Consider the following 13978-nt stretch of genomic DNA (forward strand, 5'->3'; position numbering starts at 1 on the left):
CATGACTGTTACAAAGAATGCAGCGCAGCCCCTGCTGCACGTGCGGGACCTCAACGTGTCCTATTCCACCGCCGGGGGGTGACGTTCCCGCGGTCCAGGGCGTCAGCCTCGAGGTGCATCCTGGGCAGATGACCGCCATCGTGGGCGAGTCCGGCTCCGGCAAGACCACCTCCGCCATGGCCGCCATTGGTTTGCTGCCTTCGAATGCCAGCATCGATGCCGGAACCATCACCTTCGATGGCCGCGATATCACTTCGCTTCGCCGCCGTCAGTGGCGTGAGCTGCGTGGGCGACGCATCGGGCTCATCCCGCAGGATCCGAATAACTCGCTGAACCCTGTCCAGACCATCGGCGCCTCGGTGGAGGAGGGGCTGCGCATCCACAAGGTCGGCACCGCGGCCGAACGCAAGGCAAAGGCATTGGAGTTGCTGGAGCGCGTCGGCATCGATGACCCTGCGCGCCGCTACAACCAGTACCCGCATGAGCTGTCCGGCGGCATGAAGCAGCGTGTTCTCATCGCTGCTGCCGTGGCACTGGAGCCAGATCTCATCATCGCTGATGAGCCCACCTCCGCGCTGGATGTCACCGTGCAGAAGATCATCCTCGACCTCCTCGATGACATGCGCGCGGAGCTCGGCATGGGCATCCTCTTCATTACCCACGACCTCGCCGTGGCCGGTGACCGCGCCGACCGCGTCGTGGTCATGGAATCCGGCCAGCTGCGCGAGGAAGGCCTGGCCGCTACGGTGCTGACCAACCCGCGCCACGACTACACCAAACGCCTGCTTGCCGACGCCCCCTCCCTTACCGTCGCCGACGCCGGCACGTCAACTGCCCGCGCCGTCGCACCCCAGGGCAACCTAAGCACTCAGCGTGCTTCATCTGAATCTACCGGCGCGCCGACTACTCGCGCTGTCGGTGAACCTTTGGTGCGCGTAGAAGGTCTGACCCAGCGCTTCGGTGATTTCACCGCGGTCGATGACATCTCCTTTACCGTGGCTAAGGGCTCGACCCACGCTATCGTGGGCGAGTCCGGCTCCGGCAAGACCACCACCGGGCGCAGCATCGCGATGTTCAACACCCCGACTGCGGGCAGCATCACCGTCGGCGGGCGCGATATCGTAGGCCTGCGCGGCAAGGCCTTGCGCGAAGAGCGCAGCAACATCCAGCTGGTCTACCAGAACCCCTATGGCTCGCTGGACCCCAAGCAGACGATTGGCCAGACGGTGGCGGAGCCGCTGCGGAATTTGAAGGGGGTGGCGGCAAGCAGCGCGAAAGCCAAGGCCAAAGAGTTCCTAGAGTTGGTCGCCCTCAACCCGGATCATTATGACCGCCGTCCACGCGAGCTCTCCGGCGGGCAGCGCCAGCGCGTGGCCATCGCCCGCGCCATGATTGTGGAGCCGGAGCTGGTCATCCTCGATGAGGCCGTTTCCGCCCTCGACGTCACCGTGCAGGCCCAGATCCTGCGGCTGCTTGCCCGGCTCCAGGACGAGCTTGGTCTGACCTACATCTTCATTTCCCACGACCTGGCGGTGGTTAACCAGATTTCCGATACCGTGTCCGTGCTCTCGAAGGGACAACAGGTGGAATATGGGCCCACGGCCGAGGTCTTTAGCAACCCGCAATCACCGTTTACCCGCAAGCTTATCGAGGCCATCCCCGGCTCGCGCTACCGCGCCGGTGACCTCAACCTCGGCCTGTAGCCTGGGGCGAACACAAGAAAGGATTAATTCATGGCAGACATCATTAACCTACTGGCAAATGCAAGCGAGGACGTCGCCCAGCTGCGCGAGCGCCGGCCTGAAGCAAAGGAGAACGCGCAGGCCTCCTTCGCCGCACTCTTTGAGCCTAAAGAGCCCGGCACGTTCAGCTATGCGGAGCGCTACGCCATCGCGACCTTTGTGGCGGGCATCTACCAGGCCCCGCGGGCGGTTGAGTTTTACTCCGACTTGTTGGAAGAAGAATCGGAGGAGCTTGCTGCAGAAATAGCCCGCGCGGTGGAACGCGGCATTACCACTGGCCCCTATATTGATGGCGGCTTCACGCTTTTCGACGGCTCCCCGCGCCTCGCCGCCGCCCTCGACTTCGCCCACCTGCTGGCCTTCCACCCCAAGGACGCCTCCCCGGCCGTGATCGGTCACCTGCAGGCAGCCGGATGGTCCAACGATGACATCGTGACGTTGGGACAGCTCGTTAGCTTCCTGTCCTTCCAGCTGCGTGTAGCGCACGGATTGTCTGTGCTGGCCGGTAGCGCTCAGCCCGCGCCTGTGACTGAGGCGCCGTGTTCCACCCAGACCCCGGAGTGGGTGCCGGGGGAGGGGACGTTGGTGCCGGACGTCGTCAAGCCGCAGTGTTTTGTGGCGCACTCGCTGGGCTGGAAGCCGTGGGTGCCGCCGCAGCCAAAGGAGGAGTTCACCGACGTGCAGCGTGACGCGCTGATTAAGCCCGAGCGCATCGACATGGAGTACTTCCGCCTGCTGGCCCGCGACCCGGCCGCGCTCAAGGCGCGCACGCTGACGGATTTGGACATCTTCTACAACACCGACGGTGGCTTAGGGCGCGCTGAGCGTGAGCTGGCTGCCACGGTGGTCTCGCGCCTGAATGGCTGCGAGTACTGCGCGTCGGTGCACCAGCAGCGCGCCAAGGATGAGGGCGGTGACGCCGCGGCGATCGACCGGCTTCTCGATGAGGGCGTTTCCGCCGACCTGGGCTCGGCGCAGTGGTCCGCCATCCGCGAAGCAGCTTTGGCACTGACCGAGTCGCCCTTCTCGTTCGATTCCTCCCACGTGGATGCTCTCCGCGAGGCGGGTTTCGATACGCTAGCCATCATCGACGTCATTAACTCCTCCGCGTTCTTCAACTGGGCCAACCGCCTGATGCTGACGCTGGGGGAGCCGGATGTGCCGAAGCGCTTCCGCTAACTGAAGGAGGAACAAACATGGTGAAGACTGCCGTTGTGACCGGGGCAACCGGTGGAATGGGCGTGGAGATCATCAAGGACCTAGCCCGGGACCACCGCGTGTATGCCCTGGGGCGGCGCGCCGGGGAGCTGCCGGAGGCGGACAACATCGTGCCGGTGAGCGTCGACTTGCTGTCGCTTCTCGACGGTGCAGCGCTTCCCGCCGAACTGGCTGCGCTTGAGCGCATCGATGTGCTCGTGCACGCGGCGGCCCGGGCGGACAAGCGCTCGGTGGAAAGCGCCAGCCCTGAGGATTGGCGCGGGCAGATGGACCTTAACGTGCATGTTCCGGCGGAGCTGACCCGCCTGTTGCTGCCTGCGCTGCGTGCAGCGGAAGGTCTTGCGGTCTTCATCAATTCCGGTGCGGGCATCCACTCCTACGGCGACAACGTCATTTACGCCGCTACCAAGCACGCGCTCTACGCGCTGGCTGACGGCCTGCGCCTCGGCGAACTCGGTATCCGCGTGTCCACCGTCGCGCCCGGCCCGACGGATACCCCGATGTTGCAGGGCTTGCAGGACTACAACCCGGAGCACGTTATCGCCCCGGTCGAGGTGGCAAAGGCCATCCGCGCCACTGTCGACGCAGGACCGACGACGCAGCTGACGGAGATCCGCGTGCGCCCGCGCGTTGAGCTCAACCAGCGCAAGTAGGCGGCGCAATCTCGCTCAAGATGCGAAAAACCCAGCACACGGTACAGTTATGAGGCGTGTCCACCTCTCAACGCCGCCGCCCCGCCTATTTGGTGATCGCGGATTCGCTCAGGAGCAAGATTGAATCCGGTGAGCTGAAGCCGGGTGACCGCTTTCCCACTGAGCGGGAGCTGGTTCAGGAATACAAAGTGGCGCGCATGACCGTGCGCCACGCGCTGGACGTTGTCCAGATCGAAGGCCTTATTGACCGCAAGCGTGGCCGCACCGGCGGCACCTTCGTGCGCGCCACCCCGCCCACGCTGAGTCTGACGAGTGGCCGCAGTGCCCTCGACCAATTGCGTGAGCATGGCCTCGATGTGGAAGTACGGGTGCTGTCGCTGACGTTCATTGATGCGCCTGGGCACCTTGCCTCCTCCTTTGAAATTGAGGAGGGTGATTCCGTGTGGGAGTGCCGCACGGTGCAGGTGACTGAGGACTCGCCCATTATGGCCTCCACGCTCCTTATCCCACAAGCCTTGGCGCCGAGCCTTACGGAAGAGGACGTACAGAAGCCGCTGACCGAGCTGTTGACAGGCCTCGGTCTGGCGCCAGTGTTTAAACGCGATTCCCTCGTGCCTGCCACCGCGCGCACGGAGGAACAAAAGGCCCTGGGCGTGGGGCGCAACCAGCCGGTCTTGCGCATTACGAGAACCATCAAGGCAGAGGGCGGCGTCGTAGTAGCTCAGCTGGAGGAGACACTGCGCCCTGATGCAGCCACGGTGGAGGTCGTCATCGGCGAGGATCCCACGCCGACCCTCGACTAGAAACCCCCGCGAGGGCTCCAGACGTTCTGCCTCGCCCGGAGATGCGAATGCGCACGCCGGGCAACCCACCAACCTTCATCCGGTTGGCGGGCTTCGCCCTTTAAGGGCTTAAGGAGGCCCCGTTGCTCCTGCTGCTTCCGGCGGCACGTGCGGCGGGGCTTGGGATCGCCGAGTCCCCCGTCAACCTGGCTTTGGTTGACGGGTGGCGCTGTCGGGGTGCTGTTGGTGCAGGTGGCTGGCGCTGTCCTTCCTGTGTGTGGTGGCTGCGGGTGTTAGCTGCTGTCGGGTGGTGGGTCTGGTGGTTGTTGTGGTGCTGTGCCCGGTGTTGTGGCAGCTCCTTGGTCTGGTCCTGTGGCCGGGGTTGTTGGGGTGGCTTGTCCTGTGGCTTGTTCGGCGGTGAGTCTGGCGACTGCTTCTTGGTATTCCGGCATTGCGGTAATTGGTGCACCCCAGGGTGGGATGAAGGTCACCCCGGTGTTAAGTCGGTACATGTAGCCGCGCCCGGTGGGCCTTAAAGGGTCATCGTCGTTAATGCCGTTGTGGTAGGCGCATAGGAAGGTCAGGTTCTTAATATTGGTGTAGCCACCTGCCTGCCAGGGGATAAGGTGATGCACCTGGCAGTAATCAGCTGGTTTATTACACCCAGGGCGTGAGCAGGTGTGGAATTCAGCATGCAGGCTAAGGCGTTGGTTGAGGTTTGCCCCACGCTCTAAGCGCCAGGTGTTGATGGGCCCGTCGAGGGGATGCACGATGGTGGCATACCCTATTTCGGCAAATTTGTGGGTCAAAAACTCTGCCCCGGTCATGCGCCCGCCGTTAGTGATGTTGAGCTCTAATTCATCGCCCTCGCCGTTGATGATCTGGTCGAGCTCGTTCAGGGTGACGATGACTTGGGTGCGCACCGCGGGTTTAGAACCGGTGCCTTCTTTGAAGAAGACGTCGTTGGCGGCTTGGAGGAGGTCGGTGGTGTTGGTGGATTCGAGGACTGCGCGCATGTTGGCAATCGTGGTGGCATCGTCGGTAATGGAGAGCGTGTTGGGGCCTTCGGCTCTGTAGGTAATCCGCACGCCTGGTTTGGCGGTTCGTTTACGCTTGAGTTCTTTTAGCCGTGCGGCGGCAACGGTGGGGATGCGGTGTGCGGGTGTGGCGGCGAGTTTTGCTCGGAGGTTCCAGGCATCGAGGGTCTTTTTCACGCGTGCGGTGTAGGTCTCAATCAGTGTGAGGGTGCCGAGGCTGTGGCGTTGTTTGAGTGCTGCTTGGCGGGCCTTTTTCTGCTTACCTGTAAAGCGGGTCGGGCCGAAGTAGACCTGGTGTAGTTGTGAAAGCTCAGCAGCATCGGAGGCATCCGCGCCGAGCGCGCGGAGTTCGTCGGGTGTGCCAGGTACATGTTCCACCAGTGCAATCCCCGAGTTGCGTAGGTGGATGTAGGTTTCGATATCCCCCATGGGCACAGAGATTAAAACAGCATCCGCAACCCCGCAACCGGAGGGGGCAAAATTCCTGCTCAGAGGCGGGGTTAACGCCGACTAAGGGCAGGGAAAGGGATTGGTTGGGGAACGGCATCTGTGGGGAGGGACGGAACGAGAAAAGCCCCTCAGGTGAGGGGCTAGACGCGTGTGCTCTGGGGACTAACCGCGGTCGATGGCGCGGTTGCGCAGGGCGCGGGCGAGGCGGTCACGCTGCTCGGTGACTGCGCGGCGTAGGCCGCCGGCCAGGTCGCGGGAGAGGAACTCGTCGGCGTGGTCGAGGGTCTCCTGGCTGACATCCCAGCGCGGGAACAACCCGGTCACCGTGGTGAGAGCAATCTCGTTGGACTGCGCGGACCAGATCTTCTCCGCCACGTCGAAGAACTCAGCGCTCGGCAGGAGCTCGTCGGAGCCGACAAAGGTCAGGCCCGCTAGCTTCGATTCCAAGTCGCGGTTACCCAACTCACCGGCGACGATTTCGTCCCATACCGCGCGCTTGTTGTCCTCGGTGTTCACGGCTGCCAACGCCTTGAGGGACGCCTGGTAACCCGTTGCGGTGTTATCGCGCTGAAGTTCCTCAGCCACAGCCGTCATGGCAGCACCGGCGTGCTCGGGACCGGTGGCGCTGGCAAGCGAGCCATCGGCGATGAGCGCGGTGAGCGCCTTCCAGCGCAGGCCCGCATCCGAGGAGGTCTCAAGGAGGTCCTGGAAGAAGGCGCGGGAGGCGTCGTGAAGCTTAATGCCGGCCAGCGCCTGGGTGAAGACGATGGAGCGCTCGGCGTTATCGGAGCGGGCGCCCGCCAGGAGGGCGTCAGCAAGCTGTGTGTCCTCCTTAGCCCACTCCGGATCGGCGTAGGTGGACTGCGCGGTGGCGGCCTGGGAGAGGATGCGCTCGAGCACGGCGAGCTCAGTCTCCGCCGCCGCACCGCGGGCGACGAGCGCGACGAAATCGCGGGCGCGCATGGTACCTGCACGGGTCATCTCCCACGCGGTGGACCAGCACAGGGTGCGGGCCATGGGGTCCTCGAATTTGTCGACATTCTCCAGCAGGAACTGCAAAGAACCCGCATCCAGATCGATGAGGCAGTAGGTCAGGTCATCGTCGTTGGGAAGGATGAAGGGGACGTCGGAAAGCGCGCGGCCCTCAAGCTCCGGAATCTCGGTGGAGGAGCCGTCGATATCCATCTCGATGCGCTCGGTGCGCACCACCTTCTCACCCTGCAAGGCATAGACGCCGACAGCGACGCGGTGCGTGCGCAGGGTATCACCACGCTGGGTGAGGTAGGCCTGCGTGATGGTGCCGGACTCGTCCGTACCCAACGCCACGCCCAGCGTGTTTACGCCCGTGGTCTTGAGCCACTGCTGTGCCCAGAAGGACAGGTCACGCCCTGAGGCCTCCTCCAAGTGGCGCAGCAGATCCCCGAAGGTGGCGTTCGACCACTGGTGTTCCTGGAAGTGGCGGCGCACGCCGGCGAAGAAGTTCTCACGGCCCACATAGGCCTGCAGCTGCTTGAGCACCGACGCACCCTTGGCGTAGGTAATGCCGTCGAAATTCTGCTCCACGGTCTCAATATCGGAGGCGTCCGTGGAAATCGGGTGCGTGGTGGGCAGCTGATCTTGCTGGTAGGCCCAAGCTTTCTCGACGTTGGCAAAGGTCACCCACGCGGTGTCGTACTGAGTTTCCTCCGCCTGGGAAATCGCCGCGGACCAGGTAGCAAAAGACTCGTTGAGCCACAAATCATCCCACCACTGCATGGTCACCAAATCACCGAACCACATGTGCGCCAGCTCGTGCAGGATGGTGTCCGCGCGGCGCTCGTACTTGTAGTGCGAGGCCTGAGACGTAAAGACGTACTCGTCACGGATGGTCACGCAGCCGGCGTTCTCCATCGCACCGGCGTTAAACTCCGGCACGAAGATTTGGTCATATTTGCCAAAGGGGTAGGCAAAGCCGAAGTTGCGGTGATAGAAATCAAAGCCCTGCTTAGTCTCGGTGAAGAGGCGCTCCGCGTCGAGCGAATCCAGCAGCGAGGGGCGGCAGTAAATCCCCAGCGGCACCTCAACGGTTTGTGCCGGCGAGCCCTCGGAATGCTCCGCCAAAGTGCCGGTCCACGTATCCGTCACACCAACGTACGGGCCCGCGCACAGCGCAATCAGGTAGGTCGACAGCGGGTAGTCCACCGCAGCGCGCACGGTATTGCCTGAACGCGTCATGGGGGAGTTGGTAATCACCGTCCAGTGCTCCGGGACCTCAAAAGTCAGCGAGTACGTTGCCTTCAAATCCGGCTGGTCAAAGCAGGCAAAGACGCGCTTGGCGTCGGCAGTCTCAAACTGGGTGTAGAGGTAGGCTTCACCATCTACCGGGTCGACGAAGCGGTGTAGACCCTCGCCGGTGCGGGAGTAGCGGATCTTCGCCACGACCTTCAGCTCATACTCCGCGACCTGCAGTCCTGACAGCGGGATGCCATAGGTCGGGTCATAAGCACTGGTGGGCAGGGGAGCGCCATTGAGGCGGACCTCGAGAAGCTCATCACCGCGCAGGTCAATGAAGGTCGAGCCGGCCTTCGTCACGCGGAATTTCACCACCGTGGTGGAGGTGAAGAACTCTTCCCCGGTGAGGTCGAGGGCGACGTCGTAGTGGCTTACCTCCACCATGTCGGAACGCTGCTGGGCTTCCTCGCGGGTGAGGTTAATCGAGGTCATGTGCTGTCTCTCCTCTTTCTCGGTACCTTTAGTCTCTGCACCAGCGTAGTCACACGCCTAGGGTGGGGTGCCAAAGCCCACACAAACAAAGGAGATTTACTATGGCTCAACAGGTGACGTTCTGGTTTGACTGCTCGTGCCCCTTCGCCTGGCTGACCTCGCGCTGGATTAAGGAAGTGGAGAAGGTTCGCGATATTGAGGTCACCTTCCAGCCGATGTCCCTCTCTGTGCTCAACAAGGGCCGCGACCTGGATCCGGAGTACATGAAGATGATGGAGGCCAACTGGGGCCCTGCCCGCGTGGCGGCCAAGATCGCCGTGGAGGCCCCGGACAAGGTCGATGCCTTCTACACCGCGATGGGCACCCGCATCCACACGGAAGGCCAGGGCGGCAAGAAAGGTTACGGTGCCTACGATGACATCATCAAGCAGGCGCTTGACGACGCCTCCCTCCCCTCCATCTTCGCCTCCGTGGCCAACACCGAGGAGATGGATGAGAAGCTCACCGAGTTCCACAACCGTGGCATCTCCGAAGTTGGCGATGAGGTCGGTACCCCAGTGGTGAAGTTCGGTGATACCGCCTTCTTCGGCCCGGTGATTACCCGCGTTCCTACCGGCGAGGAAGCCGGCGAGCTTTTCGACGCCTCCGTGCGCCTGGCCCAGTTCCCGTACTTCTTCGAGCTCAAGCGCTCCCGCACGGAAGCCCCGCAGGTCTAGCGAGCTCGATTCTGCATCGCCGGTACGGCGACGCAGATGAGGACTACCGGGCTAAGCACGAAGGCAGGTAGCCCGGCAATGTTGATGATTGGGAGGGAGGCCTGCGCTTGAAATTCCTCCCACGCGGCGGCCACCCACGTAGCCCATGAAACGCCTGCGAGGAGAGCCAGCACACCAGCAGTGATGCCGGCTGCACGGTGTGGCTTCTGGGCTATCCACCATGCGCCCACCCCGAGGTGAGCCACGGTCATCACGATCGCCATGACCAGGGGCAGGAGGAAGCTGCGTTCCGTGAAGAAATTTGCGGCGAACAAGCCGGCGCCGATGAGAAAAGCTATGAGGTATAAGGCGGCCACGCGTCGTGTCATGGGCATGGAAAATCTCCTCTTTTGAGCGGGCGGCACCGAGCGTAGCAAACGCACGTTATTAATGGCAGGGCTCAGCGGGCAGTCGCCCTGCCCGCTAAGATGTGGGGCATGCGCGTTTATTTAGGAGCAGACCACGCAGGTTTCGAGATGAAGAACATCATCGCTGAACACCTGAAGAAGCAGGGCCACGACGTTATTGACTGCGGTTCCCACGAGTACGACGCCGAGGATGATTACCCGGCATTTTGCATTGAAGCCGCGTTGCGGACCGTTAATGATCCGGGCTCGTTGGGCATCGTGCTCGGCGGCTCCGGAAACGGCGAGCAGATCGCTGCTAACAAGGTCAAGGGTGCACGTTGCGCGCTGGCCTGGTCCCCTGAGACCGCACGCCTCGCCCGCGAGCACAATAATGCTCAGCTCATCGGCATCGGCGGCCGCATGCACTCTGAGGAGGAGGCGCTGGCTATCGTGGATGCCTTCCTGGATCAGGAGTGGTCTCGTGCTGAGCGCCACCAGCGCCGCATCGACATTCTTGCCGAGTACGAGCGCACCAACATTCCGCCGGAGCTTCCGGAGGCTTAGTAGTTCATCTCTGCGGGGTGAGTGCCGCCGCGGCCCTCTTCCCCGAGATCGAGATCGGTGATTGCAGCCATCTCGGATTCATCTAGCTCGAAGCCGAAAACATCGAAGTTCTGCGCGATGCGCTCCGGGTTTTCGGACTTCGGGAACACGATGACGCCGTTTTGTAGATGCCAGCGGATAATCACCTGGGCGGGGGAAACGCCGTATTTTTCGGCAGGCTCGGTGATTTCCGGCAGTTCGAAGAGGTCCGTCTTACCCTGGCCTAGTGGGCCCCAAGCCTCAATCTGTACCTTGTGGGCGCGGAAGGCGTCGAGCTCGCGCCAGCGCTGCAGGTAGGGGTGCAGCTCCACTTGGTTGACCACGGGGGTTTCATCAGTCTGGGTTTCCAGCTGGTCCAGGTGCTCCAGTTCGAAGTTAGAAACACCGATGGACTTGGCCTTGCCGGCCTTTTTCAGCTCGATGAGCTGCCTCCAGGATTCGACATAAGTGCCATTATCCGGGCAGGGCCAGTGGATGAGGTAGAGGTCCACGTAATCGAGGCCCAGCTTTTCCAAGGACTCGTCGAGAGCAGCGGCCGCGTCAGTCTGGCGGTCATTCCACAGCTTCGTGGTGATAAATAGTTCTTCGCGCGGAATGCCGGACTTGGCGATAGCGCGGCCCACGCCTTCCTCGTTGCCGTAGATAGCAGCGGCGTCAATGTGGCGATAGCCCACCTTGAGGGCTTCGAGGACCAGCTCTTCGGTCTTGTCGGGGTCAACCTTGAAGACACCGAAGCCGAGCTGGGGGATAGTGTTGCCATCGTGGAGTTCGATATTGGGTACAGTCATGCGGCCCACTCTACGCAGAGTGCGGCCATCCATGCAGAAAAGATGCAAGGGGAAGCCGCACAACAAAATGACCCTTAAGCCCAGCTACCGCCTTAGCTACCATGGTTGCCGGTACAGGCCAGTACAAAGTCAGCCCCACTCCCTGTTTTCGCAGGTAGTGGGGCTGTTTTCTTGGAGGGAATGACGGGAATCGAACCCGCGTCTTCAGCTTGGAAGGCTGAGGTATTAGCCACTATACGACATTCCCACAACCGACGATCTCCAACTTTCAAAGCTCCGACTGTGAAAACACTGCGCTTGAAAGCCAATGAATCGGCGTGCGAACTACTTTAGCGCACGTGGGCGCTGAAACGAAAATGGGAACTAGAAAGGGGTAAAGGACGTTATTTTGGATAGGTACATAATTACGACAACACACAATTCGACTCTGAGATGAAAGTGGTGCTTTCGTGAGCTCGTTATTGCTCCTCATCCTCGTCGTTGGCGGCGGCGCTTGGTTTCTGTCCTCGCGAAACGGGAAGAAGCAGCAAGAGCTGCGAGAATCCCAACGTTTTGATGATGCGATGGCGGATGCCCGCCGGTGGACCGAGCGTCTCGGTGGTCAGGTGATGAATATCAGCGGCACGGATACCGCCTCCCAGCAGGCTATGGCGGATGCTTCCGAGCGCTTTACCGCCGCTAACTCGGCAATCTCCCAGGCCACCACGGTCAAGCAGGCGCACCTAGCGCGCGAATCTGCATTGGAGGGTCTCTACTATGTTGCGGCGGCCCGTGAAATTATGGGTATGGACCCGGGTCCAGAGCTGCCGCCGTTGGAAGGCCAGCGCCAGGCCGGCAAGGTGACGGAGACCCGCACGGTGGAGGCCAACGGGGAGACCCTGACAGCGTCGCCAAGCGCATCCGCAGAAACCCCCAACTACTACCCGGGTGGTGTCGTCGCAGGGCGCCCGGTCCCGGCCGGCTGGTACTCGCGCCCGTGGTGGGCTGACGCGTTGACCACCGGCGTGTGGATGGTGGGATACTCCATGATGTTCAACGCCATGTTCGCCGGCATGGCGGGAGTGGGCTACTCCGCCGCAGCCGCTGAAAGCGGCGACTGGGGCGGAGACATGGGCGGCGCCGAGGGTATGGACGGCGGCGCCATGGATGGTGCCGGTGACGCCGGGGGAGGCGTGGAGGGCGGCTTTTTCGACGGCCTGTTTGGTGGCGACGGGGGCGATGGCGGAATGTTTGATTTCGACTTCGACTTCTAGCGCTAAAGCTGCCCCTGACGTGGGGAAACAAAGTTTAATTGGGGCCGGTGTTGGGATAGTCAAGCAGCTATCGGTACACTAGCCCCAGTATGAAGCGCAGCTGCGTGCGGAACTTCCGGGCGCAGAGGCTTTCCATACGGGGCGTGGCGCAGCTTGGTAGCGCACCTGCTTTGGGAGCAGGGGGTCGCAGGTTCAAATCCTGTCGCCCCGACGTATGGGGGCCTGGACACTCATCCAGGCCCCCTAATTTCATCTTTGAACGATCACAATCAGGAGAGTTTCTCGTGAAGACCACCGTAGACAAGCTGAGCGATACCCGCGTCAAGCTCACCGTCAACGTTCCGTTTGCTGAGCTGGACAAGGAAATCGATCAGGCCTACGCGGCGATCGCGCAGCAGGTTTCCATCCCGGGTTTCCGTAAGGGCAAGGCTCCGCGCCAGCTTATCGACGCCCGCTTTGGTCGTGGCCCCATCCTCGAGCAGGTCGTCAACGACATGCTGCCGTCCCGCTACGAGCAGGCCGTTGAAGAAAACGATCTCAAGGTTATTGGTCAGCCGGAGATTGACATTGCCAAGCTGGAGGACAACGACTTCGTCGAGTTCACCGCTGAGGTAGACGTTCGTCCCGAGTTTGAGGTGCCGGACTTCTCCAAGATTTCCGTCAAGGTGCCGGCGCTGGAGACTTCCGAAGAGGACGTCGACAAGGCACTCGAGGACCTGGCTTCCCGCTTCGGTGAGCTCAAGGACACCAAGCGCAAGATGAAGACCGGTGATTTCGCTATCGTCGACATCACCACCGAAGTTGATGGCACCAAGCTAGATGAGGCTTCCCACGAGGGTATGACCTACCGCATCGGTGACGACAACCTGATTAAGGGTCTCGATACCGCACTGCGTGGCATGAAGACCGATGAGGACAACGAGTTCACCACCACCATCCAGTCCGGTGAGCACGAGGGCGAAGAGGCCACCGTGAAGATCCACGTCCAGCAGACCAAGGAGCGCAAGCTGCCGGATCTCGACGACGAGTTCGCGCAGATGGCCTCCGAGTTCGACACCATCGACGAGCTGCGAGAGGACACCAAGTCCCGCGTCGAAGAGTCCAAGAAGTCCGAGCAGGCTGCTGCCATCCGCGATGAGGTCCTGAAGGCCGCTCTGGCAGAGGTTTCCTTCGAGCTGCCGTCCTCCATCGTTGATGAGCAGGTTCACGCTCAGCTGCACCAGGTCATGGGCCAGCTGGCTCACGACGAGAAGGCTCTGGCCCAGCTGCTTGAGGCACAGGGCACGACCCGCGAGGAGTTCGACGCTGATGCTCGCAAGTCCGCTGAGGAATCCGTCCGCACCCAGCTCTTCCTCGACGCCCTGGCTGAGATCGAGGAGCCGGAGGTGTCCCAGCAGGAGCTGACCGACCACATCCTGTTCACCGCGCAGTCTTACGGCATGGACCCGAACCAGTTCATCCAGCAGCTGCAGTCCAGCAACCAGCTGGGTAACCTGTTCTCCGATGTTCGCCGTGGCAAGGCCCTGGCAATGGCTATCTGCCGCGCCGAGGTCACCGACGAGGCCGGCAACAAGGTTGATGTTGACCAGTACTTCGGTGAGATCGACGAGGACGAGGCCGAGGCTACCGACGCCGAGTAATAGCCCT

11 protein-coding genes, 2 tRNA genes and 1 pseudogene are annotated in these 13978 nt (G+C 62.0%); 9 read left to right on the forward strand and 5 right to left on the reverse strand.

All coding sequences use genetic code 11. The features are described from left to right. The first annotated feature begins 1 nt into the window (after position 1). The 4 genes and pseudogenes from ABZS45_RS00860 to ABZS45_RS00875 all read left to right on the forward strand — a co-directional run bounded on the left by ABZS45_RS00860 (position 2) and on the right by ABZS45_RS00875 (position 4416). A pseudogene (locus ABZS45_RS00860) lies at positions 2 to 1703 on the forward strand (dipeptide ABC transporter ATP-binding protein). A 30-nt stretch (positions 1704 to 1733) separates the two neighbouring features. Continuing rightward, a complete protein-coding gene (locus tag ABZS45_RS00865; RefSeq protein ID WP_412100236.1) occupies positions 1734 to 2921 on the forward strand; it encodes an alkylhydroperoxidase domain protein in 1188 nt (395 codons plus the stop codon). Between the two features lie 17 nt (positions 2922 to 2938). Then, positions 2939 to 3613 (forward strand): SDR family oxidoreductase, encoded by a 675-nt coding sequence (locus ABZS45_RS00870; protein WP_412100237.1) that lies wholly within the window; start codon positions 2939 to 2941, stop codon positions 3611 to 3613. A gap of 56 nt (positions 3614 to 3669) precedes the next feature. Next, on the forward strand, positions 3670 to 4416 hold the full coding sequence (locus ABZS45_RS00875; protein ID WP_412100238.1) for a GntR family transcriptional regulator: 747 nt from the start codon (positions 3670 to 3672) through the stop codon (positions 4414 to 4416). A gap of 272 nt (positions 4417 to 4688) precedes the next feature. Here the strand turns inward: ABZS45_RS00875 and ABZS45_RS00880 are convergent, their stop codons facing one another. Both ABZS45_RS00880 and pepN read right to left on the reverse strand, forming a co-directional pair. Then, the gene (locus ABZS45_RS00880; protein WP_412100239.1) at positions 4689 to 5861 is read right to left on the reverse strand and encodes an HNH endonuclease signature motif containing protein; all 1173 of its coding nucleotides are present in this window, start codon (positions 5859 to 5861) and stop codon (positions 4689 to 4691) included. A 183-nt stretch (positions 5862 to 6044) separates the two neighbouring features. Continuing rightward, entirely contained in the window at positions 6045 to 8585 is a 2541-nt protein-coding gene (pepN, locus tag ABZS45_RS00885) for an aminopeptidase N (RefSeq protein ID WP_412100240.1), read from the reverse strand. A gap of 101 nt (positions 8586 to 8686) precedes the next feature. Here pepN and ABZS45_RS00890 point away from each other — a divergent pair, with 101 nt between their 5' ends. Beyond that, complete coding sequence (locus ABZS45_RS00890; protein WP_412100241.1) at positions 8687 to 9301, forward strand: DsbA family protein; 615 nt, start codon at positions 8687 to 8689, stop codon at positions 9299 to 9301. Here ABZS45_RS00890 and ABZS45_RS00895 read toward each other — a convergent pair. Beyond that, positions 9298 to 9675, reverse strand: coding sequence for an MFS transporter (locus ABZS45_RS00895; protein WP_412100242.1), 378 nt, complete (start codon positions 9673 to 9675; stop codon positions 9298 to 9300). The two genes, ABZS45_RS00890 and ABZS45_RS00895, sit on opposite strands and share 4 nt — an antisense overlap. Before the next feature lie 102 nt (positions 9676 to 9777). Between ABZS45_RS00895 and ABZS45_RS00900 the strand changes: the two genes are divergently transcribed. Beyond that, positions 9778 to 10251 (forward strand): ribose-5-phosphate isomerase, encoded by a 474-nt coding sequence (locus ABZS45_RS00900; protein WP_412100244.1) that lies wholly within the window; start codon positions 9778 to 9780, stop codon positions 10249 to 10251. Here ABZS45_RS00900 and ABZS45_RS00905 read toward each other — a convergent pair. Together ABZS45_RS00905 and ABZS45_RS00910 are read right to left on the reverse strand one after the other, a co-directional pair. After that, a complete protein-coding gene (locus ABZS45_RS00905) occupies positions 10248 to 11078 on the reverse strand; it encodes an aldo/keto reductase (protein ID WP_412100245.1) in 831 nt (276 codons plus the stop codon). The two genes, ABZS45_RS00900 and ABZS45_RS00905, sit on opposite strands and share 4 nt — an antisense overlap. 172 nt (positions 11079 to 11250) lie before the next feature. Beyond that, a tRNA-Gly gene (locus tag ABZS45_RS00910) sits at positions 11251 to 11325 on the reverse strand. A 202-nt stretch (positions 11326 to 11527) separates the two neighbouring features. Here ABZS45_RS00910 and ABZS45_RS00915 point away from each other — a divergent pair. The 3 genes from ABZS45_RS00915 to tig all read left to right on the forward strand — a co-directional run bounded on the left by ABZS45_RS00915 (position 11528) and on the right by tig (position 13971). Further along, the gene (locus tag ABZS45_RS00915) at positions 11528 to 12331 is read left to right on the forward strand and encodes a DUF1542 domain-containing protein (RefSeq protein WP_412100246.1); all 804 of its coding nucleotides are present in this window, start codon (positions 11528 to 11530) and stop codon (positions 12329 to 12331) included. 137 nt (positions 12332 to 12468) lie between these two features. Continuing rightward, a tRNA-Pro gene (locus ABZS45_RS00920) sits at positions 12469 to 12542 on the forward strand. A 73-nt stretch (positions 12543 to 12615) separates the two neighbouring features. Beyond that, the gene (tig, locus tag ABZS45_RS00925; protein WP_412100247.1) at positions 12616 to 13971 is read left to right on the forward strand and encodes a trigger factor; all 1356 of its coding nucleotides are present in this window, start codon (positions 12616 to 12618) and stop codon (positions 13969 to 13971) included. The last annotated feature ends 7 nt before the right edge of the window (positions 13972 to 13978 follow it).

The organism is Corynebacterium aurimucosum, from assembly GCF_046895345.1.
Lineage (GTDB): Bacteria > Actinomycetota > Actinomycetes > Mycobacteriales > Mycobacteriaceae > Corynebacterium > Corynebacterium aurimucosum_G.